Origin of the sequence: Rhodanobacter sp. 7MK24 (assembly GCF_014842995.1) — a bacterium.
In the GTDB taxonomy this organism is placed as follows: domain Bacteria; phylum Pseudomonadota; class Gammaproteobacteria; order Xanthomonadales; family Rhodanobacteraceae; genus Rhodanobacter_A.
Genome location: NZ_JACYXL010000003.1, coordinates 17,896 through 42,566, shown reverse-complemented (window position 1 = coordinate 42,566; position 24,671 = coordinate 17,896). Strand labels below are relative to the sequence as shown.

At 64.7% G+C, this 24,671-nt stretch carries 25 protein-coding genes; 23 read left to right on the top strand and 2 right to left on the bottom strand.

What is annotated here, in order from left to right; all coding sequences use genetic code 11:
* Positions 1–3 precede the first annotated feature (3 nt).
* Together IHE49_RS06720 and IHE49_RS06715 are read right to left on the bottom strand one after the other, a co-directional pair.
* Positions 4–273, bottom strand: coding sequence for an acyl carrier protein (locus IHE49_RS06720; RefSeq protein WP_225578251.1), 270 nt, complete (start codon positions 271–273; stop codon positions 4–6).
* 296 nt (positions 274–569) lie between these two features.
* Complete coding sequence (locus IHE49_RS06715; RefSeq protein ID WP_192156180.1) at positions 570–1,673, bottom strand: Glu/Leu/Phe/Val dehydrogenase; 1,104 nt, start codon at positions 1,671–1,673, stop codon at positions 570–572.
* Between the two features lie 437 nt (positions 1,674–2,110).
* Between IHE49_RS06715 and tssB the strand changes: the two genes are divergently transcribed.
* The 23 genes from tssB to tssK all read left to right on the top strand — a co-directional run bounded on the left by tssB (position 2,111) and on the right by tssK (position 24,651).
* Positions 2,111–2,629: a type VI secretion system contractile sheath small subunit gene (tssB, locus tag IHE49_RS06710; protein WP_192156178.1), complete on the top strand. Its 519-nt coding sequence runs from the start codon at positions 2,111–2,113 to the stop codon at positions 2,627–2,629.
* Between the two features lie 3 nt (positions 2,630–2,632).
* Positions 2,633–4,126 carry a type VI secretion system contractile sheath large subunit gene (tssC, locus tag IHE49_RS06705; RefSeq protein WP_192156175.1) on the top strand — a complete coding sequence of 498 codons (1,494 nt, stop codon included), beginning with the start codon at positions 2,633–2,635 and terminating at the stop codon, positions 4,124–4,126.
* Between the two features lie 203 nt (positions 4,127–4,329).
* Positions 4,330–4,833 (top strand): type VI secretion system tube protein Hcp, encoded by a 504-nt coding sequence (locus IHE49_RS06700; RefSeq protein WP_192156174.1) that lies wholly within the window; start codon positions 4,330–4,332, stop codon positions 4,831–4,833.
* A 62-nt stretch (positions 4,834–4,895) separates the two neighbouring features.
* A complete protein-coding gene (locus IHE49_RS06695; protein WP_192156172.1) occupies positions 4,896–5,687 on the top strand; it encodes a type VI secretion system accessory protein TagJ in 792 nt (263 codons plus the stop codon).
* A gap of 4 nt (positions 5,688–5,691) precedes the next feature.
* On the top strand, positions 5,692–6,195 hold the full coding sequence (gene tssE / locus IHE49_RS06690) for a type VI secretion system baseplate subunit TssE (RefSeq protein ID WP_192156170.1): 504 nt from the start codon (positions 5,692–5,694) through the stop codon (positions 6,193–6,195).
* A 10-nt stretch (positions 6,196–6,205) separates the two neighbouring features.
* The gene (gene tssF, locus IHE49_RS06685; protein WP_192156168.1) at positions 6,206–8,089 is read left to right on the top strand and encodes a type VI secretion system baseplate subunit TssF; all 1,884 of its coding nucleotides are present in this window, start codon (positions 6,206–6,208) and stop codon (positions 8,087–8,089) included.
* Positions 8,053–9,075 (top strand): type VI secretion system baseplate subunit TssG, encoded by a 1,023-nt coding sequence (tssG, locus tag IHE49_RS06680; protein WP_192156162.1) that lies wholly within the window; start codon positions 8,053–8,055, stop codon positions 9,073–9,075. Before tssF ends, tssG begins: the two co-directional genes overlap by 37 nt.
* Before the next feature lie 86 nt (positions 9,076–9,161).
* Positions 9,162–11,906: a type VI secretion system ATPase TssH gene (tssH, locus tag IHE49_RS06675; RefSeq protein WP_192156160.1), complete on the top strand. Its 2,745-nt coding sequence runs from the start codon at positions 9,162–9,164 to the stop codon at positions 11,904–11,906.
* A 57-nt stretch (positions 11,907–11,963) separates the two neighbouring features.
* Positions 11,964–13,034 carry a hypothetical protein gene (locus IHE49_RS06670; protein WP_192156158.1) on the top strand — a complete coding sequence of 357 codons (1,071 nt, stop codon included), beginning with the start codon at positions 11,964–11,966 and terminating at the stop codon, positions 13,032–13,034.
* Between the two features lie 151 nt (positions 13,035–13,185).
* Positions 13,186–13,440: a hypothetical protein gene (locus tag IHE49_RS06665; protein WP_225578250.1), complete on the top strand. Its 255-nt coding sequence runs from the start codon at positions 13,186–13,188 to the stop codon at positions 13,438–13,440.
* Positions 13,441–13,526: 86 nt separating this feature from the next.
* A complete protein-coding gene (locus tag IHE49_RS06660) occupies positions 13,527–14,600 on the top strand; it encodes a M35 family metallo-endopeptidase (protein ID WP_192156156.1) in 1,074 nt (357 codons plus the stop codon).
* A 146-nt stretch (positions 14,601–14,746) separates the two neighbouring features.
* The gene (locus IHE49_RS06655; protein WP_192156154.1) at positions 14,747–15,091 is read left to right on the top strand and encodes a hypothetical protein; all 345 of its coding nucleotides are present in this window, start codon (positions 14,747–14,749) and stop codon (positions 15,089–15,091) included.
* A gap of 272 nt (positions 15,092–15,363) precedes the next feature.
* Positions 15,364–15,600 (top strand): hypothetical protein, encoded by a 237-nt coding sequence (locus IHE49_RS06650; RefSeq protein WP_192156152.1) that lies wholly within the window; start codon positions 15,364–15,366, stop codon positions 15,598–15,600.
* On the top strand, positions 15,597–15,893 hold the full coding sequence (locus IHE49_RS06645; protein ID WP_192156150.1) for a hypothetical protein: 297 nt from the start codon (positions 15,597–15,599) through the stop codon (positions 15,891–15,893). Before IHE49_RS06650 ends, IHE49_RS06645 begins: the two co-directional genes overlap by 4 nt.
* Entirely contained in the window at positions 15,890–16,378 is a 489-nt protein-coding gene (locus IHE49_RS06640) for a hypothetical protein (RefSeq protein WP_192156148.1), read from the top strand. Before IHE49_RS06645 ends, IHE49_RS06640 begins: the two co-directional genes overlap by 4 nt.
* 96 nt (positions 16,379–16,474) lie before the next feature.
* Positions 16,475–16,762, top strand: coding sequence for a PAAR domain-containing protein (locus IHE49_RS06635; protein WP_192156146.1), 288 nt, complete (start codon positions 16,475–16,477; stop codon positions 16,760–16,762).
* 95 nt (positions 16,763–16,857) lie between these two features.
* On the top strand, positions 16,858–18,150 hold the full coding sequence (locus IHE49_RS06630) for a tetratricopeptide repeat protein (protein WP_192157060.1): 1,293 nt from the start codon (positions 16,858–16,860) through the stop codon (positions 18,148–18,150).
* Positions 18,147–18,575 (top strand): hypothetical protein, encoded by a 429-nt coding sequence (locus IHE49_RS06625; protein ID WP_192156144.1) that lies wholly within the window; start codon positions 18,147–18,149, stop codon positions 18,573–18,575. The genes IHE49_RS06630 and IHE49_RS06625 overlap by 4 nt, the downstream gene beginning before the upstream one ends.
* Positions 18,575–19,033 (top strand): hypothetical protein, encoded by a 459-nt coding sequence (locus tag IHE49_RS06620; protein ID WP_192156142.1) that lies wholly within the window; start codon positions 18,575–18,577, stop codon positions 19,031–19,033. Before IHE49_RS06625 ends, IHE49_RS06620 begins: the two co-directional genes overlap by 1 nt.
* A 310-nt stretch (positions 19,034–19,343) precedes the next feature.
* Positions 19,344–21,368 carry a type VI secretion system tip protein TssI/VgrG gene (tssI, locus tag IHE49_RS06615; protein ID WP_192156140.1) on the top strand — a complete coding sequence of 675 codons (2,025 nt, stop codon included), beginning with the start codon at positions 19,344–19,346 and terminating at the stop codon, positions 21,366–21,368.
* A gap of 21 nt (positions 21,369–21,389) precedes the next feature.
* Entirely contained in the window at positions 21,390–21,935 is a 546-nt protein-coding gene (locus IHE49_RS06610) for a hypothetical protein (RefSeq protein WP_225578293.1), read from the top strand.
* 1 nt (position 21,936) lies between these two features.
* A complete protein-coding gene (gene tagH / locus IHE49_RS06605; RefSeq protein ID WP_192156133.1) occupies positions 21,937–23,271 on the top strand; it encodes a type VI secretion system-associated FHA domain protein TagH in 1,335 nt (444 codons plus the stop codon).
* A gap of 39 nt (positions 23,272–23,310) precedes the next feature.
* Positions 23,311–24,651, top strand: a complete 1,341-nt coding sequence (gene tssK / locus IHE49_RS06600; protein ID WP_192156131.1) for a type VI secretion system baseplate subunit TssK — start codon at positions 23,311–23,313, stop codon at positions 24,649–24,651.
* Positions 24,652–24,671: the final 20 nt, after the last annotated feature.

Below are 24,671 nucleotides of genomic sequence, written 5' to 3'. Positions count from 1 at the left end.
GGCTCAGCGTTCGAGCAGGCCGCGCACGGTACCTACCACGTCGCCCACGGTACGCACGCTCTTGAAATCCTCCGGCTTGATGCGCATGCCGGTCATTTCCTGCACCTGGATCGCCAGATCCACCGCGTCGATGCTGTCCAGGCCGAGGTCGGTGAACAGGTGGGCGGACGGCGTGACGCGCGCCGGATCGATCTCGAAGGTGCCGTGCAGCACGTCGCGCAGACGCTCGAGGATGTCCGTATCGCTGATGTCGGCTGCCAGGATGGTGCTCATATCGCGTTCTGCTCTTGTTGTTCCGTATGTGTCGTGACGCCTTCCGGGGCGGTTGTTCCGCGTGAGATGGTCGTGCGTCGGTACAATGCTCGGCTGGCCGGCATCGTAGATGCCAGTCTTCCCTGCGAGGCGGTTCCCCTGTTGCGCATGCCGCAGGACCGGCACGCCACTGTCGCAAGATAGTGTAGCAAACCCCTGCGGTGGGCCGGATATGAAGGAAGGCAGGGCGGCAGCAAAGAGGCCGCCTTGCGGCGGCCTCTCGCGGGAACCGGAACCGGCCCGGAATCCGTGCAGGTTTACTGGCCGCGCATGCGACCCTGGAAGCGGGTGCCGCCGTTGCCCATGTGCGGCAGCTTGATCTTGCCGATCGAGTTGATGCGCTCCTCGGCGAGACGATCGGCAGCCTTGTAGGTGGGCACGCCCTGGGTCTTGCTGATCTCGAAGATGCGGCCCAGGTTGTAGTAGATCGTGCGCATCATGCGCATGGCGCGCTCGCGGTTGTAGCCGTCGATTTCCAGCGACACGTTCATCACGCCGCCGGCGTTGACCGCGTAATCCGGCGCATACAGCACGCCGCGGCGCTGCAGCTCGTCGCCGATGGCGTCGGTGGCCAGCTGGTTGTTGGCCGCGCCGCAGATGATCTTGGCCTTGATGCGGTCGATGGTCTGCTCGTTGACGGTGCCGCCCAGCGCGCAGGGCGAGTAGACGTCGGCGTCCACGTCGTAGATCTCGTCCAGGCCCACGGCCTCGCAGCCCAATTCGTCGACGCAGCGCTGTACGGCTTCCTTGTTGATGTCGGTGACGAACACCTTGGCGCCTTGCTCGCGCAGCAGCTTGATGAACTCGCTGCCGACGTGGCCGCAGCCCTGCACGGCGAAGCTGTACTTGCCCACGTCCTCGTTGCCGTGCTTGAAGTTCAGCGCGGCCATCAGGCCCTGCAGCGTGCCGAAGGCGGTGAACGGCGACGGGTCGCCCGAGCCGCCGTGCACCTGATGCACGCCGGTCACGTATTCGGTCTCGCGGAACACGTATTCCATGTCGTTGACGTCGATGCCCACGTCCTCGGCCGTGATGTAGCGGCCGTTGAGCGAGTTGACGAAGCGGCCGAACGCGCGGAACAGCGCCTCGGACTTGTCCTTGCTGGGATCGCCGATGATGACGGCCTTGCCGCCGCCCAGGTTCAGGCCGGCCACGGCGTTCTTGAAGGTCATGCCGCGCGACAGGCGCAGCACGTCGTTCACCGCTTCCTGCTCGGTCTTGTACGGCCACATGCGCAGGCCGCCGAGCGCGGGGCCCAGCACCGTGTTGTGGATCGCGATGATGGCCTTCAGGCCGGCGTCCTTGTTGTGGCAGAAGACGACTTCTTCGTGACCCGTGTTGGCGATGGTTTCGAAAATCATTGGTACGGCGACTCCATGGAGAGGTGCCCGGAGGCATCCAGGAATGGCGGCATCTGGCGATGGCCGCCGGGGGACTGCAACGACACGGCCTCATCGCCCCGAACGAATCGGCGCGACGAACCAAGTCGAACATTCTAATACGCCGATCCGCACGCGCCGTGCGGCGACGCAGCACGACAGGTTTGCGGCCGCGCACAAATTCTGAATGCCAAATGAATGATTCCGGTCGGGATGAATGTCTTTCAGGCGCGGTTGCGCATTGGACCAGTGAGGGGAATTCCCGGCGGCGCCATTCCGGCCGCGCAGGGGGCCAGGCTCGACCGGAATCCGGGTGCATGCGAGGCCATCGCGCGCGTCCGTCTTCCCGCGGCAATCGCGTGCAGGGAAAGCCGACACCTCAGCATCCAGGCAGTACCTACGGTCCCGGGAGACTACGCATGGCCAAGCAGAGCAGTCAGAAGTTCATTGCGCGCAACCGCGCGCCGCGTGTGCAGATCGAGTACGACGTCGAGGTTTACGGCGCGCAGAAGAAGGTGCAGGTGCCGTTCGTGATGGGCGTGATGTCCGACCTGTCCGGGACGAACAACGCGGAGTTGCCGCCGATCGAAGATCGCAAGGCGCTTGAGATCGATGTGGACAACTTCGACAACCGCCTGCAGTCGATGAAGCCGCGCGTTTCCTTCGCCGTGCCGAACACGCTCACCGGCGAAGGCAACCTCAACGTCGACATCAGCTTCGAAAGCATGGACGACTTTTCGCCCGCCGCGGTGGCCCGCAAGGTGGGCGCGGTAGCCAAGCTGCTGGAAGCGCGTACCCAGCTCGCCAACCTTGGCACCTACATGGACGGCAAGGCCGGCGCGGAGAAGCTGATCGCGCAGGCCATCAACGACCCGGCGCTGCTGCAGTCGCTGGTGTCCGCAGCCAAACCCGGCGACGCCGGCAAGGACGGGGAATAAACCATGGCAACCGAGAAACTGGCCGAACAGGGCGGCGAAGTCCAGACCCTGGTACCCGACGATTTTGCAGCGCTGCTCAGCAAGGAATTCAAGCCGAAAAGCGATCGCGCCAAGGAAGAGGTGGAGTCGGCCGTCCGCACGCTTGCGGAGCAGGTGCTGAACAAGGCCGACATCGTCTCCGACGACGTCACCCAGACCATCAACGCCTATGTGGCCGAGCTGGATCGCAAGATCAGCGAGCAGCTCAACCTCATCATGCACCATGCGGATTTCCAGAAGCTGGAAAGCGCCTGGCGTGGCCTGCACTATCTGGTCAACAACACCGAGACCGATACGCAGCTCAAAATCCGCGTGATGAACATCTCCAAGAAGGAGCTGGGCAAGACGCTGAAGCGCTACAAGGGCACGGCGTGGGACCAGAGCCCGATCTTCAAGAAGATGTACGAGGAAGAGTACGGCCAGCTCGGCGGCGAGCCCTATGGCTGCCTGATCGGCGACTACTACTTCGACCACAGCCCGCCGGACGTGGAGCTGCTGGGCGGTATCGCGCAGGTGGCAGCGGCCGCGCACGCGCCCTTCATCGCCTCGGCCAACCACACCCTGATGGGCATGGACAGCTGGAGCGAGCTGGCGAACCCGCGCGACCTGGCCAAGATCTTCTCCACGCCCGAGTACGCCGCGTGGCGCTCGCTGCGTGAATCGGACGACGCCAAGTACCTTGGGCTGGCCATGCCGCGCACGCTGGCGCGCCTGCCCTATGGCGCCGCCACCGACCCGGTGGAGGAATTCGATTTCGAGGAAGACACCTCGGGTGCCGACTCGTCCAAGTACACCTGGCAGAACGCCGCCTATGCGATGGCGGTGAACATCAACCGCTCGTTCAAGGAATACGGCTGGTGCTCGCGCATCCGCGGTATCGAATCGGGCGGCGCGGTGGAAGGCCTGCCGGTGCATACCTTCCCCAGCGACGACGGTGGCGTGGACATGAAGTGCCCCACCGAGATCGCTATCACCGACCGTCGTTCGGCCGAGCTGGACAAGATGGGCATGATGCCGCTGGTGCATCGCAAGAACTCGGACATGGCTGCCTTCATCAGTGCGCAGTCGCTGGCCAAGCCGGAGGAGTACGACGATCCGGATGCCACCGCCAATGCGGCGTTGAGCTGCCGTCTGCCGTACATGTTCGCCTGCTGCCGCTTCGCGCATTACCTGAAGTGCATCGTGCGCGACAAGATCGGTTCGTTCGCCAGCCGCGAGTCGATGCAGAGCTGGCTGACCAACTGGGTCATGCAGTACGTCGACGGCGATCCGACCAACTCCAGCGAAGAAACCAAGGCGCGCAAGCCCTTGTCGGCGGCTGAAGTGGTGGTGGAGGAAGTGGAGGGTGCTCCGGGTTACTACACCTCGAAGTTCTTCCTCAAGCCGCATTACCAGTTGGAAGGCCTCACCGTGTCGTTGCGGCTGGTGTCGCGCCTGCCGTCGGCGGCTAAGGCCTGACGGCCCTCCGCATGGCGCGACCGTTCATGCGGTCGCGCCCATCGGGTTCGAGAGGGGGAAGGCCGATGCCACCGGGTATCGGCAACGCACTGTGCATCGTCTGCGCGACATCGCGATGAAGACGGCGACGGGCGTGTGGTAACCGGCGGGACTGGCCCGGCCGGTCGGATCAATTCATCAACAGGCGATCGAGGAGAAGGTTCATGGCATTCGACATGCATATCAAGTTCGAAGGCGGCAGCGTCGCCGTCAAGGGCGCGTCCAACCACAAGAAGCACAAGGGCGAAGTGCCGATCCTGGCTTGGTCGTGGGGCGTGAGCAACAGCGGCGACCTGCATTCCGGCGCAGGTTCGGCCAGCGGCGGCAAGGCCCACGTGCAGGATATTTCCATCACCAAGTATGTGGACGGCTGCTCCAACGCGCTGTTGCAGTGCTGCGCCACCGGCGCGCGCGTTGAAAAGGCCACGCTGTACGTGACCAACGCCACCGGCGAGCAGACCGACTTCCTCACCATCGAGCTGAGCGAAGGTGTGCTGGTGACCTCCGTGTCCACCGGCGGCAGCGGCGGCGAAGACCGCCTCACCGAGAACGTCACGCTGCACTTCGGCAAGTTCAAGTACTCGTTCCAGCCGCAGGACGACAAGGGCGGCAAGGACGGCGGCACGAAGGACTTCACCTACGACATGCAGCAGGTCGCGAAGGGCTGAGCCTGAAGCGGTCCCTTGCAGTGCCTTCGTTCCTTCCATCCCCTACAGGCTTCGGTGTGCAGATGATTCCGGAAAACATGCTGAAAGAAGGTCGGTTGGACGAGGCGCTGCAAGGCTTGACCGCGCAGGTGCGTGGCAACCCCGCGGACGCGAAGGCGCGGGTGTTCCTGTTTCAACTGCTGGCCCTGCTGGGCCAGTGGGAGCGGGCGCAGAACCAGTTGAAGGTGAGTGGCGAGCTCGATCCGCTCAACACCATCATGGTGGAAGCCTACGGACGTGCGCTGGCTGGCGAGCTGGACCGTCAGCAGGTGATCGCCGGTACGCGTTCGCCCGTGGTGATCGGCGAACCCGCGCAATGGCTGGCGCTGTTGCTGCAGTCGCTGAAGCTGCAGGCCGAAGGTCGGCACATGCAGGCGCAACCCTTGCGCGAACAGGCCTTTGAACAGGCCGAGGCCGTAGGCGGTGAGATCGACGGTGCGCCGTTCGAGTGGATCGCGGACGCCGACTCGCGCTTCGGGCCATGCCTGGAAATGATCGTCAACGGCGGCTATGCCTGGGTGCCGTTCACGCGCCTCAAAAAGCTGGAATTCGAGGCCCCCACCGACTTGCGCGACAAGGTGTGGGCGCCGGTACAGATAACCTGGAGCAACGGCGGCCAGGCGATTGGCTTCGTGCCGAGCCGTTACCCAGGCACCGAGCGCGCGCAAGACAGCGAGCTGGTGCTGGCACGCCGCACCGACTGGGTCGACCTCGGCGACGAATGCTTCGCCGGCTCGGGTCAGCGCATGCTGGCCACCGATGCCGGCGATTATCCGCTGTTGGACATCCGTCGCATCACGTTCAACGCGGCCTGAAGCCATGGCCGAGCTCACCACGCAGGAACGTCTGCAGCCGTCGCTGCTCGACCGGCTCACCGACGACGAGCCGGGCAAGGCCGACGAGAGCCGCGAGAAGCGGGTGATTTCGGCCACGCGCCTGCGCGACTGTGTCACGCGCGACATGTCCTGGTTGCTCAACTGCGTGAACCTGCGTGCCGACGCCGAGCTGGCGGACTACCCGGAAGTGGCGAGTTCGGTGCTCAATTTCGGCATTCCGGACCTTACGGGTGCAGCGCTGTCCGGCATCAAGGCCGAAGTGCTGCAGCGCCAGGTGCGCGAAGCCATCCTCGCGTTCGAGCCGCGACTGACGCCCAGCACGCTGCACGTCACCGTGCAGTCGGACGACAAACATATGGATCGCCAATCGCTGGTGTTCAACATCGCCTCGGAGATGTGGGCGCAGCCGATTCCGCTGAATCTCTATCTCAAGACCGCGGTGGATCTGGAGACGGGCCGCTTCAACGTGTCGGAGAGCTTCGGCTAAGAGCCTGCCCATGGATCCGCGCCTGCTCCGCTATTACAACCGCGAGTTGCAGCACGTCCGCGAGATGGGCGGCGAGTTCGCGCGCGAATACCCGAAGATCGCCGGCCGCCTCGGCCTGGAGGGCTTCGAATGCGCGGATCCCTACGTCGAGCGGCTGCTGGAAGGTTTTGCCTTCCTCGCGGCCCGCATCCAGCTCAAGCTTGACGCACAGCACCCGGTGTTCACCCAGCACTTGCTGGAGATGATCTATCCGCATTACCTCGCGCCGGTGCCTTCGATGGCGGTGGTGCAGCTGAATCCGGACACCAAGGAGAGCGCGCTGGCGGCTGGTCCGGTGGTGGCGCGGCAGACCGCCTTGCGTGGACTCACCGGCCACGACGAGCGCACCGCTTGCGAATACCGCACCGCGCATGACGTCACGCTCTGGCCGCTGGAACTGGCGGAAGCCAAGTATTTCGAAACGCCTGCGGCGCTGGCCGCTGCCGGCATACCGCTGCCGTCGGATCGCGTCGTGCGCGCCGGCTTGCGCCTGAAGTTCACCGTCACCGCCGGCGCGCAAGCGAACATGCTGGCGTTGGACGAATTGCCGCTGTTCATCGCCGGTACCGACGAATTGCCCAAACGCCTGTACGAGCAACTGCTCGGCAACGGGGTGGGCTACCTGGTGCGCACGCCGGGTGCCAGCGGTCTGGTCAGCGAGTTTTTCGACGCCCGCGGCATCCGCGACAAGGGATTCGCCGACGACGAGGCCCTGCTGCCGTATACCGACCGCTCGTTCAGCGGCTATCGCCTGCTGCAGGAATACTTCGCCTGCCCGGAGCGCTTCCTGTTCGCAGTGTTCACCGGGTTGCGCTCGGTGCTGGCGCGTTCGCAAGCCTGCGAATTCGAGATCATCACACTGTTCGACCGCAGCGTGAGCCGGCTGCACAACGCGGTGGACGCGAGCAACTTCCGGCTGTTCTGCACGCCGGCGATCAACCTGTTCCCGCGCCGGGCCGATCGCATCCACCTGCAGCAGGGCAAGACCGAGTACCACATCGTCGCCGACCGCACCCGGCCGATGGATTTCGAGATCCACAGCGTCGCCGACGTCGAGGGCTTCGGTGACAGCCAGGAGCCGGAACAACGTTTCCAGCCGTTCTACGGCAGCGACGAGCGCACCTGGCACAACCGCACGGCGGCGTTCTACACCACCCGGCGCGAGCCGCGCCTGCTGTCCGCCCGCCAGCGCCTGCGCGGTGCGCGCTCGAGCTACGTGGGCAACGAGGTGTTCATCTCGCTGGTCGACGCCAACGACGCGCCGTATGCGTCGCAGCTGCGTCAGCTCGGCATGCGCCTGCTGTGCACCAACCGCGATCTGCCGCTGCAGATGCCGGTGGGCAAGTCGCACACCGATTTCACGCTGGATACCGGCGCACCGGTGGCGTCGGTTCGCTGCGTGGCGGGCCCCACCAAGCCTCGCGCGTCGACCGCCACCGGCGAAACCGCATGGCGGCTGATCAGCCACCTGCAGTTGAACTACGTTTCGCTGCTCGGCGACAGCGGCGAGGACGGTGCGGCGGCACTGCGCGAAATGCTCACGCTGTACTGCGACGAGTTCGACGCCGGAGCGCGCCGGCAGATCGAGGGCGTCAAGGCCGTGGCTGCGCAACCGGTGGTGCGGCGCATACCGGTACCGGGGCCGATCAGCTTCGGTCGCGGACTGGAAATCACGCTGACCTGCGACGACGGCGCCTTCGAAGGCACCGGCGCCTTCCTGCTTGGCGCCGTGATGCAGCATTTCTTCGCGCGGCACGTTTCGGTGAATTCCTTCACCGAGACCGTGCTGCGCACCCTGGAACGCAACGAGGTGGCCCGATGGCCGGCACGGCTCGGCAAGCGCCAGATCCTGTAGCGCTGGAGCGCGCGCTGCGGGAACAGCCGGAGGGCTTCGAATTCTTCGAGGCGCTGCGCCGGCTCGAATGCGCGCATCCCGACAGGCCGCGGCTGGGTGAATCGGCCAAGCCGTCGGAAGACGCCGTGCGCCTGTGCCACACGCCTTCGCTGGAGTTTTCGCCGCGTGCGGTGGATCGCTACGAACCCGCGGCCGGCGGCAGGCCGCCCCGCCTGCACGGCCTGTTCCTCGGCCTGTTCGGGCCGAACGGGCCGTTGCCGCTGCACCTCACCGAATATGCGATCGATCGCCGGCGCAATGCGAAGGATCCGACCCTCGTCGCGTTCGCCGACATCTTCCATCACCGCATGCTCAGCTTGTTCTACCGCGCCTGGGCCAGCGCGCAGCCCACCGTGCAGCTCGATCGCCCGGGCGAGGACCGCTTCAGCCTGTACATGGGCGCGCTGGTGGGGCTTTCCACGCGCGGGCTGGAAGGGCGCGACGCGATGCCCGACCAGTACAAGCGCTTCTTCGCGGGCCGCCTGCAGGCGCAGGCGCGCAATGCCGAGGGACTGGGCAGCCTGCTGGTGCATTTTTTCGGCATCCCGGTGCGCGTGGTCGAGTTTGTGGCGAGTTGGATGCGCCTGCCGCGCGAAGCCCACCTGCGGCTGGGGAGCTCACCCGAAGTGGCCGGCCTGGGCCGCACCGCGGTGATCGGCGAATACGTGTGGGGGTCGCAGCAACGCTTCCGCCTGCGCCTTGGACCGCTCACCCGCGCGCAGTTCAACAACTTCCTGCCTGGCGGCGAAGCGTTGCGTCAGTTGGTGGCAGCGGTGAAGACCTACGTGGGCGAGGAAAAGGCCTGGGACGTGCAGCTGGTGCTCAAACGTGCCGAGGTGCCGAGCACCAAGTTGGGGCTGGGTGGACGCATGGGGCTTACCACCTGGATCGGCGAGCCGCGCAGAGATGCGGATGCGGACCACGTGATTTTGCGGCCGGTCGGGTAGGGCGGCCATCGATGTCGTTTTCTTGAAATTCCATTACCCCGACGTCGCCGCAGCGCGTCCATCGGGACCACCATAGGGGCAGGTTCATGGCAGAAATCAGTCGCAGCGCGCTGTTCGGCAAGCTCAACAAGCTGGCGTACCGGGGTATCGAGAGCGCCACCGTGTTCTGCAAGTTGCGCGGCAACCCGTATGTGGAGCTGGTGCACTGGATCCACCAGATCCTGCAATTGCAGGACTCGGATCTGCACCGCATCGTCAAGCAGTTCAACCTCAACCCGTCGAACCTGGCGCGCGACGTCACCGACGCGCTGGATCGCCTGCCGCGCGGTTCCACCACCATCTCCGACCTCTCCGGCGACGTGGAGGAAGCGGTCGAGCGCGGCTGGGTGTTCGCCACCCTGATGTTCGGCGAGGCGCAGGTGCGCACCGGTTACCTGATGGTGGGCGTGCTGCGCATGCGCCACCTGCGCAATGCGCTGCTCAACGTCTCCAAGGAATTCGAGAAGATCAAGCCTGAAACCTTGATGGAGAAGTTTGCCGAGGTGGTGGCCGGCTCGCCCGAGGACGGCCAGAACGCCAGTGACGGCTTCAGGCTGGGCGGGGCCGGTGCTCCGGGCGAAGCCAGCGGTGCGATGAGCCCGGCGCAGATGGGCAAGCAGGAGGCGCTCAGGCAGTTCACGGTCGACCTCACCGAGCAGGCGCGCAGCGGCAAGCTCGATCCCATCGTCGGCCGCGACGACGAGATCCGCCAGGTGGTGGACATCCTGATGCGGCGCCGGCAGAACAACCCGATCCTGGTCGGCGAGGCCGGTGTGGGCAAGACCGCGGTGGTGGAAGGCTTCGCCCAGCGCATCGTGCGCGGCGACGTGCCGCCATCGCTCAAGGACGTCGAACTGCGCGTGCTGGACGTGGGTCTGCTGCAGGCCGGCGCCAGCATGAAGGGCGAGTTCGAGCAACGGCTGCGTTCGGTGATCGAGGAAGTGCAGGCCAGCCCGAAGCCGATCATCCTGTTCGTCGACGAAACCCACACCCTGGTCGGCGCCGGCGGCGCGGCCGGTACCGGCGACGCGGCCAACCTGCTCAAGCCCGCGCTGGCGCGCGGCACCCTGCGCACCATTGGCGCCACCACTTTCGCCGAATACAAGAAGCATATCGAGAAGGATCCGGCGCTCACCCGTCGCTTCCAGACCGTACAGGTCGACGAGCCCAGCGAGGAAAAGGGCATCCTGATGATGCGCGGCGTCGCAAGCACGATGGAAAAGCACCATCGCGTGCAGATCCTCGACGAGGCGCTGGAGGCGGCGGTGAAGCTGTCGCACCGCTACATCCCCGCGCGCCAGCTGCCCGACAAGGCGGTGAGCCTGCTCGACACCGCCTGCGCCCGCGTGGCGGTGAGCCAGCACGCGGTGCCGCCGGAAGTGGACGACACGCGCAAGCGCATCGAGGCGCTGGAAACCGAGTTGGCGATCATCCACCGCGAGAAGACCGTGGGCGTGAACGTGGCCGAGCGCGAGGCCTCCGCCAACGAGAAGCTGGCCACGCAGAAGGTTCGCCTGGAGAAGCTGGAAGCCGACTGGCAGGCCGAGAAGGTGCTGGTCGAGCAGATCCTTGCCCTGCGCGCCAAGCTGCGCGGCGACGTCGCGCCGGTGGAAGGCACCGGCAGCAAGTTGGAAGAAGCCGCCAATGCCAAGGCCGAAGCCGAGGTCGCTCCTGAAGTACCCGCAGGCCTCAGCGACGACGAGCGTGCCAGCGCGCTGGAGCAGCTCAAGGGACTGCAGACGCAACTGGCCGAACTGCAGGGCGAGAGCCCGCTGATCCTGCCCACCGTGGACTACGTGGCGGTGGGAGCAGTGGTATCCGACTGGACCGGTATCCCGGTCGGCCGCATGGTCAAGAGCGAGCTTGAGACCGTCATGAACCTGGCCAGGCTGATGGGGCAGCGCGTGATCGGCCAGGACCACGCGATGGAGATGATCGCCAAGCGCATCCAGACCAGCCGTGCTGGGCTGGACAACCCCAACAAGCCGATCGGCGTGTTCATGCTGGCCGGCACCTCCGGCGTGGGCAAGACCGAAACCGCGTTGGCGCTGGCCGAGGCGCTGTACGGCGGCGAGCAGAACGTCATCACCATCAACATGAGCGAGTTCCAGGAGGCGCACACCGTCTCCACGCTCAAGGGCGCGCCTCCCGGTTACGTGGGTTACGGCGAAGGCGGCGTGCTCACGGAGGCGGTGCGCCGCAAGCCGTATTCGGTGGTGCTGCTGGACGAGGTGGAAAAGGCCCACCCCGACGTGCACGAGATCTTCTTCCAGGTGTTCGACAAGGGCGTGATGGAAGACGGCGAGGGCCGCCGGATCGACTTCAAGAACACCCTGATCCTGCTCACCACCAACGCCGGCACCGACATGATCGCCGGGCTGTGCAAGGACCCGGAGCTGATGCCGGAACCCGAAGGCATCGCCAAGGCGTTGCGCGAGCCGCTGCTCAAGGTGTTCCCGCCGGCGCTGCTCGGCCGCCTGGTCACCATCCCGTACTACCCGCTCAGCGAAACGATGCTGGGCGAGATCGTGAAGCTGCAGCTCAACCGCATCAAGAAGCGCATCGAAGCCCGCTACAAGATCCCGTTCGAGTACGGCGAGGACGTGGTGAAGCTGGTGGTCAGCCGCTGCACGGAGAGCGAGTCGGGCGGTCGCATGATCGACGCCATTCTCACCAACTCCATGTTGCCGGACATCAGCCGCGAGTTCCTCAACCGGATGATCGAGGGCAGGGCCATCACGGGCGTGCGCGTTGGCATGGAGGAAGGAGACTTCCATTACGCCTTCGCCTGAGCCTGACGCAGGCCGCAACCAGAGAATCTCAGTCAGTTTTCCTTGAGGCACCAAACCATGGCAACCAGAAATTTCCTGCAGGATTATCAAAACGTTCTGCTGCGCCACGTCATCATGCCGGGCAGCCACGATGCCGGCCTGGCCAGGGAGTCCTATGGCTCTCTGGGCATGATAGGAAGCGGAGAGAGCATGACGGTGACGCAGACCGTCGGCGTTGGCGACCAGGCGATTCGCGGATCGCGCTTCTTCGATGTACGCATCATTTCGTCAGGCGGCCAGTTGAAGGCCTATCACAGCCCCAAGGACACGCGCCTCGTCGGTGGTGTCGGTCAGGCCTTCGAAACTATCCTGGATGAATTGCAGGGTTTCGTCCGCTCGAATCCCTCCGAATTCGTGATCATCCGACTCTCGCACATCAAGAACTCCACTGAAGTCTTCGCTGCCTTGATGGGCTGGATGGAGAAATCGGCGCTGTACGGGAAGAAGAACGGCGACTACGTCTACAAGGGAGCCGGCAACCTGGCGCAGAAGTTCGTGCATGAGCTGGCCGGGAAAATGATCTTCGTGGTCGACGGCGCCAAGCTGACTTCGGCCAAGTTCCCCGGTCGTGTGGCCCCTCCGGGGCAGGCCGACGGTTTTCACAAGCTGTACCAGAACAAGAAGTCGAAACCGCTGCCGACAGTGAACGACGGCCTGTGCATGTGCGGCGAATTCGCCAACTCCAACAAGCTGGAGAAAATCGTGGCTGGCCAGACGGCGAGCTACACCCAGCACGCCAAGCACCGGACGCACGGCGACGACAAGTCGCACCTGTACTGCCTGTACTGGACATCGACGGGTGGCAATATCGAGAAAAACACCCGCGAGCAATTGTCGAAGAATTTCCAGATAGTGCGGAACATGGTGGCCGAGAGCAACGCCAACACCGCCAAGTATTGCCTGGACAACAACGTACCTCTGGTCAACACCAAGGCCTGGTCGAACGCAATTGCCATCGAGGACCGGGCTCGTCAGCGGTACGCGGTGTATTCGTGCTCGCTGCCGAACATCATCCTCTACGATTTCGTCAATACGGAGACGAGCGAGGAAATCATCGGGTTGAATGGTCTGGTGCTTTGCCAAACCTGATCGCAGCTGCGGTTTAAGAGCATGCGGTCTTGAAAGTTGCCACACATGCGCCATCGTGAAAACAGGGGTCAGAATACGCTTTCATTGTTGTCTGCCATGACTTTGATCGAAAGTTTGCTCTGACCCTATTTCCGCCAACGCCGGTGCCGGCATGATCGCCGGCCTGTGCAAGGACCCGGAGCTGATGCCGGAACCCGAAGGCATCGCCAATGCGCTGCGCGATCCGCTGCTGAAGGTCTTCCCGCCGGCGTTGCTTGGCCGCCTGGTCACCATTCCGTACTACCCGCTGCGCCCGCAGATGCTCGGCGAAATCGTCAGGCTGCAATTGGGGCGCATCAAGAAGCGCATCGAGGCGCGATACAAGATTCCGTTCGAGTACGGTGAGCATGGAAAATGGGCGGAATGACCGGAGAGAAGTGAAGAGGTGGCCATTGTTCGATGACGGAAGTCCACTGTTCCGGGTGCGGGGCGAAATGAATTCGGGGGACTGATATGACGCACAACTTCTCGGGTGAATACAAAATTGCCAGGCAAGTGGTAACGACAGGCAAGTTCAGCAGCGACGCCGATACGATCGTGAAGGGGCTGAAGACGCTGATGTCCGAGGACGGATTCGACGATGCCCGAACCGACGCCCTGAAGGAGTTCCAGAAAGCCATCAACCTCGGGGTTTCGCTCAAGAAGCTGTTTGACAGCAAGCTGGGGGCCGCCGAGCGGATCCTCGCCATGGCGAACGGTTATTCGACTGGCAAGAGTGGGGCGCGATCGTTCGCCGGAAGCGCAGATGTGTCGGCGGCGTGCGCGGCCTTGAAGTTGCTGCTGCACACCGAATTTCTCGCGAAGAAGGGCGCCAGCGGATTCTGGATCGTCAATACGCCGAGGAAATACAAGGACTGGCCAAGCCTCGAATTGGCATCACTCGGCGGTGACGAGCGTGCGTTGCTGGCCCGACTCGCCTTCAAGGATGGCTATTTTTCTGCCTCGCAGAAGAAGAACATTGCGGACGGTGCGCAGCTTGCGCGGGCCCAGCTGCAGAAGGCACTGGCTCATCTCAGCGGAAAGGGAAAAGGCGCGGAACTGGTCAAGCGTTGGTTCGAGACGGAGGATACCTCGGCGACCGATCTCGCCAAGATCACCTCCGACCTGGCGGTAGGCTTGAAGAAAATCGAGAACACGTTGATGTCGAACCGGTTGATATTCACCGACTGCCCCTTCTATCGGGGCGATGACATGGAAGAGTCCGAGGCTTTCGTGTTTTCGGGTGCGTGGAAGGACAAGCAGAAAGTCGTCTACATAGAGAAAGGCTTTTTTATGAAGGGCGGCAATGTGCTGTCCGGGCGTGCGAACTGGGCAAGGGTCATCGTGCATGAATTGACACATTCGGAACTCGACACGCAGGACTACCCGAAGGACAACTCGTACGGCTGGCAGGGCATCAATCCGAAGGACAGTAAGTTCAAGGGCAACAAGGCAGTGCTCAATGCCGAAAACTGGGCCTATTTTGTGGTGGATGCTGCAAACGGGCTGAGTCAGTCCGAACGAGTCGAGGCTTTGAAGCTGCCATGATGAGCAAATTGGCGCAAAGGCTGTTGTATGCCCTGGCGTGGCTCATTGTTGGCGCGTTTCCAGTTGCGTCCTGTTACGCATGGAGCGGCCCGTCGCGTAATGCGCAGGTCAATCCAGAACCTTCTTCGACGTCAAAGGAGCCAAAAATGAATTCCCCATCCGACGGACGCCCAACTGTTTCCGCCAGCCGTGGGCGTGCCCCACTGGTACCTGCGGTGGTTCACAAGGGCGTGCGTTACGAACAGCTCAAGAGCGCGTCGGCCGAGGGTTTGCCGCTGGGTGGCTACGTGGTCGCAACGGATGTCGAATCCGGCAAGCGGCTATGGATCAGCCGGCTTTACGAATCGCCGGTCAACCCTAACATCGAGGCCGATGTGCAGAACACTTTCTTCAAGAGCATGCGCCTCGATGCCAAGGATGGTGTGTTGGTGATCGAGGACGAGAAAGGACGGACATATCGCGTTGGTGTTGTCGACGGCAAGGTGCACTGACGGGATCATGGAAACGGCGGTGGGACGAAGCCAGATCAGCAAGGCCTTGGCATTGGCTGCAATAAGGAGCGGGCGTATCTGTTGAAGCGACCACTCCCGAGAAAGAGGTCAGGTTTGCTTCCTGCTGATGCAAGGATCGAGGAGCGCTAAATCCATGCGGGGCGAGGCCGCCGCTGGTAGGGAACGCTTCCGCGTACATGAGTTCCGTGCAACCTGTCTGGTATCGCGGAGCTGACCACATGAATCCTTGTTGACGAATCGGAACCAAGACCATGCCATCCACTCCTCTCAGTCGCGCCGAATTCACTGCCCTCGGCGAGCTCGCCAAGGCCCGCCGCCAGCTGATGGTGAACATGTTCGGCGGCACCAAACTCAAGTTCGGCAGCACCAGCATGCTGTCGGCTGGCAAGTCGCTGCTGTCTTCCGGCAAGTCGTTGAAATCCGGGGTCAGCAAACTGGCCAAGGGGGCGGCGCGGCAAGCAAGACGGCCGTCAGCCTGCCGGGCATGAAGGAGGCGTTCCAGAACTTCATGGTCGAGTGCGCCGACGTGGACAACCTCCACGAGGTGATCGAGGCGATCGGCAGCGAGGCGATGCACGAGCTGGTGGCGGAAGTGACGCCAGTCCTCGGCGTGGTCACCAGCTCGGTGAAGCTGGCCAGGGCGGGCAAAGCGGTGGTGATCGACGCCCACAACCTCTACAAGAGCGATGACTACAAGCGCGGCTTCCGCAGGGCGATCCGTATGCGGCGGCCGAGGCGATCCAGGTCATCATCAAGCGTGACCTGGCCCAGCATTCGGTGAAGCTGGCGCAGCAGGCCACCGCCACCGGCGCCAAGATCGCCGGCCTGTTCGCGGACCTCGGCACCGCCACCACGGCCGGTATCGGCGTGGCCAACACGCTGGCCAGCATTGGCCTGCAGCTGTTCTCGCTGGGGCTGGACATCAAGGACATGCGCGCTGGCAACAAGCGCCTGGCCCAGCCCAACGCGCTGGACCTCACCGTATTCAATGACTGCCCGGTACTGGGTTGCTACCTGCTGACCTGCGCCGACACCTCGGCGGTGGCCAACATGTTCATCGCCGACATCGGCCTGCCTGGCTGGATGGACCGGGTGGAGGCGATGAAGAAGAAGCAGATGGACCCACTGCTCAAGATCGCCAGCAAGAACATCAACAGCTCGCGGTTGCAGTTGGAAGGGCTGGCGTCCGACAAGGGCACGCACGTCAAGAAGGGTTTCTTTGCCGGCGTCAAAAGCAAGGCGATCAAGCAGTTGGGCCTGTCCTGAGGGCCGTTTCCACCGGCTGGCCCACCGGCAACGCAGGGCCGTGACACGAATCGCCGCGCGATTGCGCATTGGCCTTGTGGAGAGGAGGAATCCCCGATGCCACCAGCCGCCCGTCTTACCGATATGCACGTGTGCCCCATGACCACCGGTCCCGTACCGCACGTCGGCGGCCCGATTTCCGGCCCTGGCGCGCCCACGGTGCTGATCGGCGGCCTGCCGGCGGCGCGGATGGGTGACATGGCCGTCTGCGTGGGGCCGCCGGACAGCATCATCGTGGGCTCGCCCACGGTGTTGATCGGTGGCCAGCCGGCTGCGCGGCTGGGCGACTCCTGTGCGCATGGCGGCACCATCGTGCTGGGGTGCTTCACGGTATTGATTTCGTGAACAGACGGGCGAGCAGGAAGCCGACCAATGGCTTCGTCCGTCCTTCCGTCGCGACGGCGGCGGTGCCGGCTTGGCGCACCGCATTGCAGCAGGCGATGAAGGCGCACCAGGCCGACGATCTCGCCACGGCCGAGCGGCTGTACCGCGAGGTGCTGGAGCTGCGCGTGGCGCAGCCCGATGCGCTGCATTACCTCGGCGTGCTGTGCCACCAAAACGGACGTAGCGACGAGGGCGTGGAGTTGATCCGCATGGCGCTGCAGGTGACACCCAGACATCCGGACGCGCACAACAACCTCGGCAACATCCACAAGGAATGCGGTCGCCTGCGCGAGGCGGAGGCCTGCTACCGCAAGTCGCTGGAGTGCAGCCCGCAGCACCACCATGCCCTGAGCAACCTGGCCGTGGTGCTGGAAGCGCAGCAGCGGCCGCTGGAGGCCTTCGACGCCTTCGAGAAATTGTTGAAGGCGGCGCCGCGCTTCGCGCAGGGCTACTACCTGCTGGGCCTGTTCCTGCGCAACAACGCGCAGGGCATCGAGCACATCGAACAGTCGGTGGGCTGTTTCCGCGAGGCCTATGCGCTGGAGCCCCGCTTCGTGCAGGCGCTGGAGGCGCTGAGCGTGTCGCTCTACACCCTGGATCGCCGTGATGAAGCCGCGCAGGTATACCGCGACTGGCTGGAACGCGATCCCGACAACCCGGTGCCTCGCCACATGCTGGCGGCCTGCGGCGGCACCGATGCCCCCGAGCGCGCGCCCGACGACTATGTGCGCGACACGTTCGACAATTTCGCCGAGAGTTTCGACGAGCAGCTGCTGAAGAACCTGGATTACCGCGCGCCGGAGGTGCTCGCTGCCGCGCTGGCCACGGTGTTGCCCGTGCCAGGGGCGTCGCTGGATATCCTCGATGCCGGTTGCGGCACCGGTCTGTGCGCACCCTTGTTGCGCCCGCACGCACGGCGGCTGGTCGGGGTGGATCTGTCGGGCGGCATGGTGAAGAAGGCGCGCCTGCGCGGCGGCTACGATGACCTGGAAGTGGCCGAACTCACCGCCTACCTGCAACAGCATCGGCAGGCATGGGATGTGGTGCTGTCGGCCGACACTCTGGTGTATTTCGGCGACCTGGGTCCGATGGCCGCGGCGGCGCATGATGCCCTGCGACCGGACGGCTGGCTGGCTTTCTCGCTGGAAGTGGAAGAGGGCGATGGCGACCAAGCCGTGCTCTCCTCCAGCGGACGCTATCGCCATACGCGAGGCCATGCGTTGCATGCGCTTCAGCGAGCCGGCTTCGGCGACATCCGCATCAGCGAAGACAGCTTGCGCAAGGAATTCGGCCAACCAGTACGCAGCTGGGTGGTGCTGGCGCGGCGCGGCGGTACGGAAGCGCCATGAAGCCTGCGCCCGAATCCGCCGTCGAAACGGCATCGAAGAAGGAGTGGCCCCGCTGGAAAAACGACTGCAGCGGATTTGCCCATGCGGTGGCCGACGATCTCGGCCTTGAACTGTCGGGCACCGCCAACGCGATGGTCGACACGATGGGAGTCAAGGCCAATGGCTGGGTCGATCTTGGGAGCGATCCCAAGCTGGCGATCAGCTACGCCAATCGAGGCTTCTTCGTGGTGGCAGGTCTCAAGGCAGCAGGGCACGGGCACGTCGCGGTGATCATCCCGACCGATCCGGGCAGCCCCTATCCCGTGGGCTATTGGGGGCGTTTCGGTGGTGTGGGGAAGGAGAAGACCGGCATAAACTGGTCATGGAACCACCGCGACCTGCCCAAGGTCCTCTACTACGCGAAACCCGTGCCCGAGAGCCACTGATGCGAGCTTCCCGCTGCCTGCTGGCCATTGTCCTGGCTTGGCTCCCGGTCGTTGCCTGGGCTTGCGACCTGGCGCCCCTGCCCATCGTCGGCGGCATCGGCAAGCTGCACGGCGTATCGGTGTCGTTCGGCGAGGCCGATGATGCCTTGCATCCAACGGCATGGCAGGGTCCCTTGCGGATTGCACAAGGGAGCGCGCCGGCCTGCGTGGTCGACGACGAGGTGGCCATCGTCGAGCAGCCCGTGATGCTCGGCGACGGCATCCTGTACGTGCCCACTTATTCGGGCAGCAACAACCGCCTGTATGCCGTGGATACGGGGAACTGCCGCGTGCTGTGGCACAGCGGCGACTTCAACGGACCGACCCGCTTCGTGCATGGCCGCTTCGTGATCGGCCGCGAGCAGGTGCAACTGGATCGGCGGTGCCGTCCAGTGGGCATGGCGAAAGGCATGGATTGAGAGCGGGGCTGCCTGGGGGCGCATGCGCCCCCACCACGCCGGAAGTCAAAGAAAATCAAATGCATGGATCGAGTCGCAAGGAATGGTCGCGACGCATGACCTGAAATGTCGCCTGATTGCGCATTACAGGGGAAGGAGAGCCCATGCCACCCGTAGCCCGTCCAGCCATCCACCTGCTTGCCTGCGACTCGCCGCACCGAGCCGGTAGCGCGATTTCGCCGCCTGGCGTTCGGGCGATGCCTGATCCGTGGGCGAAGCGTGCGCGATGCAGGCTGGGTCGACCATCACCATCCTGCGGGAGCGCAGTCGCATGACCGAGCCCATCACACTCACTTCCAGCAAGTGCCAGGACCTGCAGTTCGTCGGCATGAGCGCAAACGAGGAACTGGGTGAGCTGTTCCGGTTCGATGTGCAGTTCGAGAGCCAGGACACCGGCATCGACCTGACCGCGCTGCTGGGCTCGCCGATGACCGTGACGCTGGCGTTGGGCAACGGCTTCAAACGCTATTTCAACGGCATCGTCTGCGAGGCGTCGCAGATAGGCGTCGCCAAGGTGCAGTCGCTGGTGTACGCGCAGTACGCAGTGACCCTGGTGCCCACGCCCTGGCTGCTGGGGCAGATCGTGGATTGCCGCATCTTCACCGACATGGCCGTGCCGGACATCGTGAAGCAGCTGGCGCAGGAGTCCGGCTACTCCGACATCAAGCTCAGCCTCACCGGCAACTACGCCAAGCGCGACTATTGCGTGCAGTACCGCGAGGATTGCCTGAGCTTCATCCAGCGCCTGATGGAGCAAGAGGGCATCTACTATTACTTCACCCACGAGGAGGACAAGCACACCATGGTGCTTGCCGACGGCGTGGGCGCGCATTCCGCAGCGAGCACCTTCAAGAAGGTGCCGTTTGCCCCCGGTGCCGACGACGTATTGAGCAGCGAGGCGACCATCACCGAGTTCGGCGCCGTGCGCGGCGTGGACTCCGCCACCGTCAAGCTGACCGACTACAATCCGTTGACGCCCAAGGCTTCGCTGCTCTCCACGCAGACCAGCTCGGGCAACAACCCCTCGCCCACCCACAGTGCGTTCGACTTTCCCGGTACACACGGGGATGCAAGCCTGGGCCAGCATTACGCCAGCATGCGTGCCGAGGCGCTCACCGCCGCTCGCTCGCGCTATCACGGTTCGACCTCGTCCTGCGCCGCGTGCATCGGCAACCTGTTCACGCTGAGCGGCAATCCGCGCAACGACTTCGACCAGGAATACCTGCTGGTAAGCACGCACAGCTATTTGCGCGGCGGCGGGTATGCCTCGGGCAGCGGCAGCCATCTCGAATTCAGCTGCCAGTTCCAGGCGCTGCCGAGCAGCGTGCCGTTCCGCACGGAGCACCGCACGCCCAAGCCGAGGATCGACGGCCTGCAAACCGCGATTGTCGCCGGCAGCGACACGGACGAGGACATCGCCGTCGACAAATACGGGCGCGTGCAGGTGAATTTCCACTGGAACATGCCGGACAAGCCGAAAGCGCAGGTTTCGTGCCCGGTACGCGTGGCGTCGCCCTGGGCCGGCAAGGGCTGGGGCGCAGTGAGCCTGCCGCGCGTGGGCCAGGAAGTGGTGGTGAGCTTCCTGGAAGGCGATCCGGATCGCCCGCTGATCATCGGCAGCGTCTACAACGCTGCCAACACCGTGCCTTACGGCCTGCCTGACAACAAGACCCAGAGCGGCATCAAGAGCCGCAGCCTGCTCGGCGGCGCCGACGACGCCAACGAACTGCGCTTCGAGGACAAGAAGGGCAGCGAAGACTTCTTCATGCATGCGCAGAAGGACATGCACGAAGAGGTGGAGAACGACCACGTGGTCACCATCGATCACGACGAGACGATCACCATCAAGAACGACCAGACCACCGAGGTCAAGAACAACCAGACGCTCACGGTCGACAACGACCAGACCGAGACGGTCAAGCACAACCGCAGCGTCACGGTGCAGAACGACGACAGCCTTAGCGTCACCGGCAACGGTACCTCCAACATCGGCAAGAAGTTCTCGCTTACCGCGGGTACCGAGATCGACCTCGTCTGCGGCGCTTCCAGCATCACGTTGAAAAGCTCGGGCGACGTCGAGATCAAGGGCGTCAACATCACGATCACCGGCAATGCCACGGTGAAGATGGCGGGGCAGGCCTCGGTAGACATCGGCTCCGGCGCCAGCGTGAAGGTGCACTCGGACGCGATGATGGACGTGGAGGGAAGTGCGATGACCACGGTGAAGGGGGCGATGCTGCAGCTGACCGCCGATGCCATGGCGAAGCTGGGTGGTGCCATCACGATGATCGGCTAAGGGGGAGCCATGTCAGCGATCATGCAAGCGTCGATGCAGATGGGTCTGTCGCCTGAGGCCATGGTGCATTTGCGCCCGGAAATGACGCCGCAGGCGGCGGTGCAGTCCCTGTTGGACGTTGGTGCGATGCCGGATGCGCTGAAGCTGCTGGCGCGGCTGCTGCCCAAGCGCTATGCGGTGGCGTGGCTGTGTCAGTGCGCACGCGACCAGCCGCTGGAACTGGAGGACAAGGCGGGCGCCTCGCTGGCGGAAAAATGGGTGCGCGAGCCCACCGAAAGCAACCGCCGCGCCGCGTTCGAGTTCGCCAACTCCGGCGGCTACAAGTCGCTGGGCGCATGGCTGGCCGCGGCCGCCGGCTGGTCGGGCGGCAGCCTCGCGCCGGCGGCGCAGGAAACGCCGGTGCCGCCCCCGGAACACATCACCGCCTGCGCCACGGTGGCCGCGATCAATCTGATGGCAGCGTTGGTGGCCGAACATTTCGCGGCCCGTCGCACGGAATTCATCGCACGCGCCCTCGGTCTGCTCGGCACCGGCGAAGCGGCCGGTGCGAATACCAAGGGAGCTTGAGTTGTCGATGCAGACATTGACCTTGACGGTACTCGGCAAGCACGCCGCTCAGTTCGGCAGCCGCAGCCAGAAATCCTTCCAGGGCAGCGGCGGCAGCGTCGGCCGTTCCGAGGATTGCGACTGGGTGCTTGGCGCGCCCGGCGTGTCACGCATCCACGCGATGGTGCGTTGCTTGAACGGCGTCTACTTCATCGAGGACCGCAGCACCAACGGCATGTTGCTCAACGGTGCGCCGCTGCCCAAGGGCGAACCGGCCGCGCTGAAGGAAGGCGACCGCCTGCAGATCGACACCTTCGAGATTTCGGTGCAGATGCAGGCACCCGCTGCGCCTGCGCCGGAGCCGGCTGCCGCGCCGGTGGCTGCGCCCATGTCCGGCGATCCGCTGCTGGATTTCGGTTTGTCCGATCTGCTCGCGCCCGCCAGTGCGCCGGTGGCCGCTGCAGGCCCCAGCCTGATACCCAATGCTGCCGGCGCGATCAGCGGCGACCTCGACCCGTTGAGCTTCCTCGACGCGCCGTATGCGTCACCGGTCGCGGAACCTGCGCCGCCGCAGCCCGAACCCGTGCCCAGCTGGAATCACACCGCGGGCATGGCCGACCACTTCCGGCCGCCGATCACCGACGTGCAGCGCCAGGCGCAGATGCTGCCGGAAGACTGGGACGCGATCATGGGCGACTTCGAGCCCATGTCGGAGCCGGCGGCGCCTGTCGCACCGCCGATCCCGACGCCTGTCGCGCCAACGCCGGCAGCACCGCCGGCAGCGTCGTTCGCCGCACCTGCTGCCGTGCCCATGGCGGCCACCGGGCTGCCGCCCGAGCTGGAGCAGATCCTGCACATCGTCGCCGACGGCGTGATGGACGTGCTGCGCGCGCGCGCCGAGATCAAGAACACCTTCCGCTTGCCGGTGACCATCATCCAGCGTTCGGAAAACAACCCGCTGAAATTCGCGCCCACGCCGGACGAGGCGGTACAGCGCATCCTCGCACCCACCGGACCGGCCTTCCTTTCAGGCGGCGCCGCGTTCCAGGACGCGTTCGAAGACATCCGCTGCCACCAGATGGCGATGCTGGCCGGCGTACGCGCGGCGTTCGAATCGCTGCTGGTGCACTTCAACCCGGATCGCTTCGAGCACGAAGCCGACGGCGGCGCCAAGCGCGCGGCCTTCGGCGGCAAGGGCCGCTACTGGGACCGTTATCGGGAACATTTCGAGGAACTGATGGGCAACCCTGACGAATGCTTTCGCCGGTTGTTCGGCGACGAATTCGCACGCGCCTACGAGGAACAGCTGGCGCGGTTGAAATCGGCGCTGCGGACAGGGCAGGGGCGACGCCCGTAATCCGCGGGCCGGCGAGAACCACGAGAAGCGAGCGAACGCATGACGCAGAACAACAAGGTGGTATGGAGCGAAGGCCTTTTCCTGCGGCCGCAGCACCTGCAGCAGCAGGAGCGCTACCTGGAGCGCTTCGTGGAGTTGCGCGCCGGCAACTTGCGCCCGCATGCCTGGGGTTTCCACGAGCTGGAACTGGAATTCGACCTGCTGGCCATCGGCAAGCTCGGCATCAAGCAGGCGCGCGGCGTGTTCCCCGACGGCACGCCGTTCGCGATGCCCGGCGACGACCCGCTGCCGCCGCCGCTGGACGTGGACGCGAACTGGCGCGACCAGACCGTATACCTCACCCTGCCGTTGCGCTCGCCCACCCAGCCCGACAGCGGGCGGCCGGAAGCGCCGGCGGAGAAGCTCTTCCGCTTCCGCGTGCGCGAGGCCGAGGTACGCGACGCCTCCGGCAGCACCGATGGCACCACGCCGCTGGAAGTGGGCGGCATGAGCGGCCGCCTGCTGCCGCAGTCGCAACCTATGGAGGGACTCACCCGCATGCCGCTGGCGCGCATCGTGGAATGCCGCACCGACCGCCGCGTGATGCTGGACGACGCCTTCATGCCCACCGGCCTTTCCACACAGGCGGTGCCGCGGCTGGTGACCTTCCTCACCGAACTGCTCGGCCTGCTGCACCAGCGTGGCGAGGCGCTGGCCAGCCGCGTCGCGCTGACCGATCGCGGCGGCGCGGCGGAGATCGCCGACTTTCTGCTGCTGCAGGTGGTGAACCGCTGCCAGCCGTTGATTGCGCACCTGGCCGAAGCGCCGCTGCTGCATCCCGAAGAGCTTTACCGCACGCTGGTGACGATGGCCGGCGAACTGGCCACGTTCACCGCACCAGGGAAGCGCCCTGGCGCGTTGCCGCCGTATCGCCACGAAGCGTTGCGCGAGAGTTTCGAGCCGCTGATCGCCGCACTGCGCGCCAGCCTCAGCGCGGTGATGGAGCAGACCGCCATGCCGATCCCGCTGCAGGAGCGCAAGTTCGGCGTGTGGGTGGCGGTGGTGCCCGACCTCACCCTGCTGGACAACGCCGCCTTCGTGCTGGCGGCAAAGGCCGACGTGAAGTCGGAGGAACTGCGCCGGCAGCTACCCGCGCAATCGAAGATCGGCCCAGTGGAAAAGATCCGCGATCTGGTGAACCTGCAATTGCCGGGCATTCCGGTCTCGCCGATGCCGGTGGCGCCGCGCCAGATCCCGTACAACGCCGGCTACCTGTATTTCGAATTCGACCGCCACGCGGCGATGTGGCGCGAGCTGAAGACATCCGGCGGCATCGCGTTCCATTTCGGCAGCGGCTTCGCGGGGCTGGACCTGCAGCTCTGGGCGATCAGGGGAGGTTGAGCGTGCTCATGGTCTCGAAA

Coding starts and splice junctions, on each gene's coding strand:
- IHE49_RS06720 (WP_225578251.1), bottom strand. CDS start 273: ATGAGCACCATCCTGGCAGCCGACATCAGCGATACGGACATCCTCGAG.
- IHE49_RS06715 (WP_192156180.1), bottom strand. CDS start 1,673: ATGATTTTCGAAACCATCGCCAACACGGGTCACGAAGAAGTCGTCTTC.
- tssB (WP_192156178.1), top strand. CDS start 2,111: ATGGCCAAGCAGAGCAGTCAGAAGTTCATTGCGCGCAACCGCGCGCCG.
- tssC (WP_192156175.1), top strand. CDS start 2,633: ATGGCAACCGAGAAACTGGCCGAACAGGGCGGCGAAGTCCAGACCCTG.
- IHE49_RS06700 (WP_192156174.1), top strand. CDS start 4,330: ATGGCATTCGACATGCATATCAAGTTCGAAGGCGGCAGCGTCGCCGTC.
- IHE49_RS06695 (WP_192156172.1), top strand. CDS start 4,896: ATGATTCCGGAAAACATGCTGAAAGAAGGTCGGTTGGACGAGGCGCTG.
- tssE (WP_192156170.1), top strand. CDS start 5,692: ATGGCCGAGCTCACCACGCAGGAACGTCTGCAGCCGTCGCTGCTCGAC.
- tssF (WP_192156168.1), top strand. CDS start 6,206: ATGGATCCGCGCCTGCTCCGCTATTACAACCGCGAGTTGCAGCACGTC.
- tssG (WP_192156162.1), top strand. CDS start 8,053: ATGGCCGGCACGGCTCGGCAAGCGCCAGATCCTGTAGCGCTGGAGCGC.
- tssH (WP_192156160.1), top strand. CDS start 9,162: ATGGCAGAAATCAGTCGCAGCGCGCTGTTCGGCAAGCTCAACAAGCTG.
- IHE49_RS06670 (WP_192156158.1), top strand. CDS start 11,964: ATGGCAACCAGAAATTTCCTGCAGGATTATCAAAACGTTCTGCTGCGC.
- IHE49_RS06665 (WP_225578250.1), top strand. CDS start 13,186: ATGATCGCCGGCCTGTGCAAGGACCCGGAGCTGATGCCGGAACCCGAA.
- IHE49_RS06660 (WP_192156156.1), top strand. CDS start 13,527: ATGACGCACAACTTCTCGGGTGAATACAAAATTGCCAGGCAAGTGGTA.
- IHE49_RS06655 (WP_192156154.1), top strand. CDS start 14,747: ATGAATTCCCCATCCGACGGACGCCCAACTGTTTCCGCCAGCCGTGGG.
- IHE49_RS06650 (WP_192156152.1), top strand. CDS start 15,364: ATGCCATCCACTCCTCTCAGTCGCGCCGAATTCACTGCCCTCGGCGAG.
- IHE49_RS06645 (WP_192156150.1), top strand. CDS start 15,597: ATGAAGGAGGCGTTCCAGAACTTCATGGTCGAGTGCGCCGACGTGGAC.
- IHE49_RS06635 (WP_192156146.1), top strand. CDS start 16,475: ATGCCACCAGCCGCCCGTCTTACCGATATGCACGTGTGCCCCATGACC.
- IHE49_RS06630 (WP_192157060.1), top strand. CDS start 16,858: ATGAAGGCGCACCAGGCCGACGATCTCGCCACGGCCGAGCGGCTGTAC.
- IHE49_RS06625 (WP_192156144.1), top strand. CDS start 18,147: ATGAAGCCTGCGCCCGAATCCGCCGTCGAAACGGCATCGAAGAAGGAG.
- IHE49_RS06620 (WP_192156142.1), top strand. CDS start 18,575: ATGCGAGCTTCCCGCTGCCTGCTGGCCATTGTCCTGGCTTGGCTCCCG.
- tssI (WP_192156140.1), top strand. CDS start 19,344: ATGACCGAGCCCATCACACTCACTTCCAGCAAGTGCCAGGACCTGCAG.
- IHE49_RS06610 (WP_225578293.1), top strand. CDS start 21,390: ATGCAAGCGTCGATGCAGATGGGTCTGTCGCCTGAGGCCATGGTGCAT.
- tssK (WP_192156131.1), top strand. CDS start 23,311: ATGACGCAGAACAACAAGGTGGTATGGAGCGAAGGCCTTTTCCTGCGG.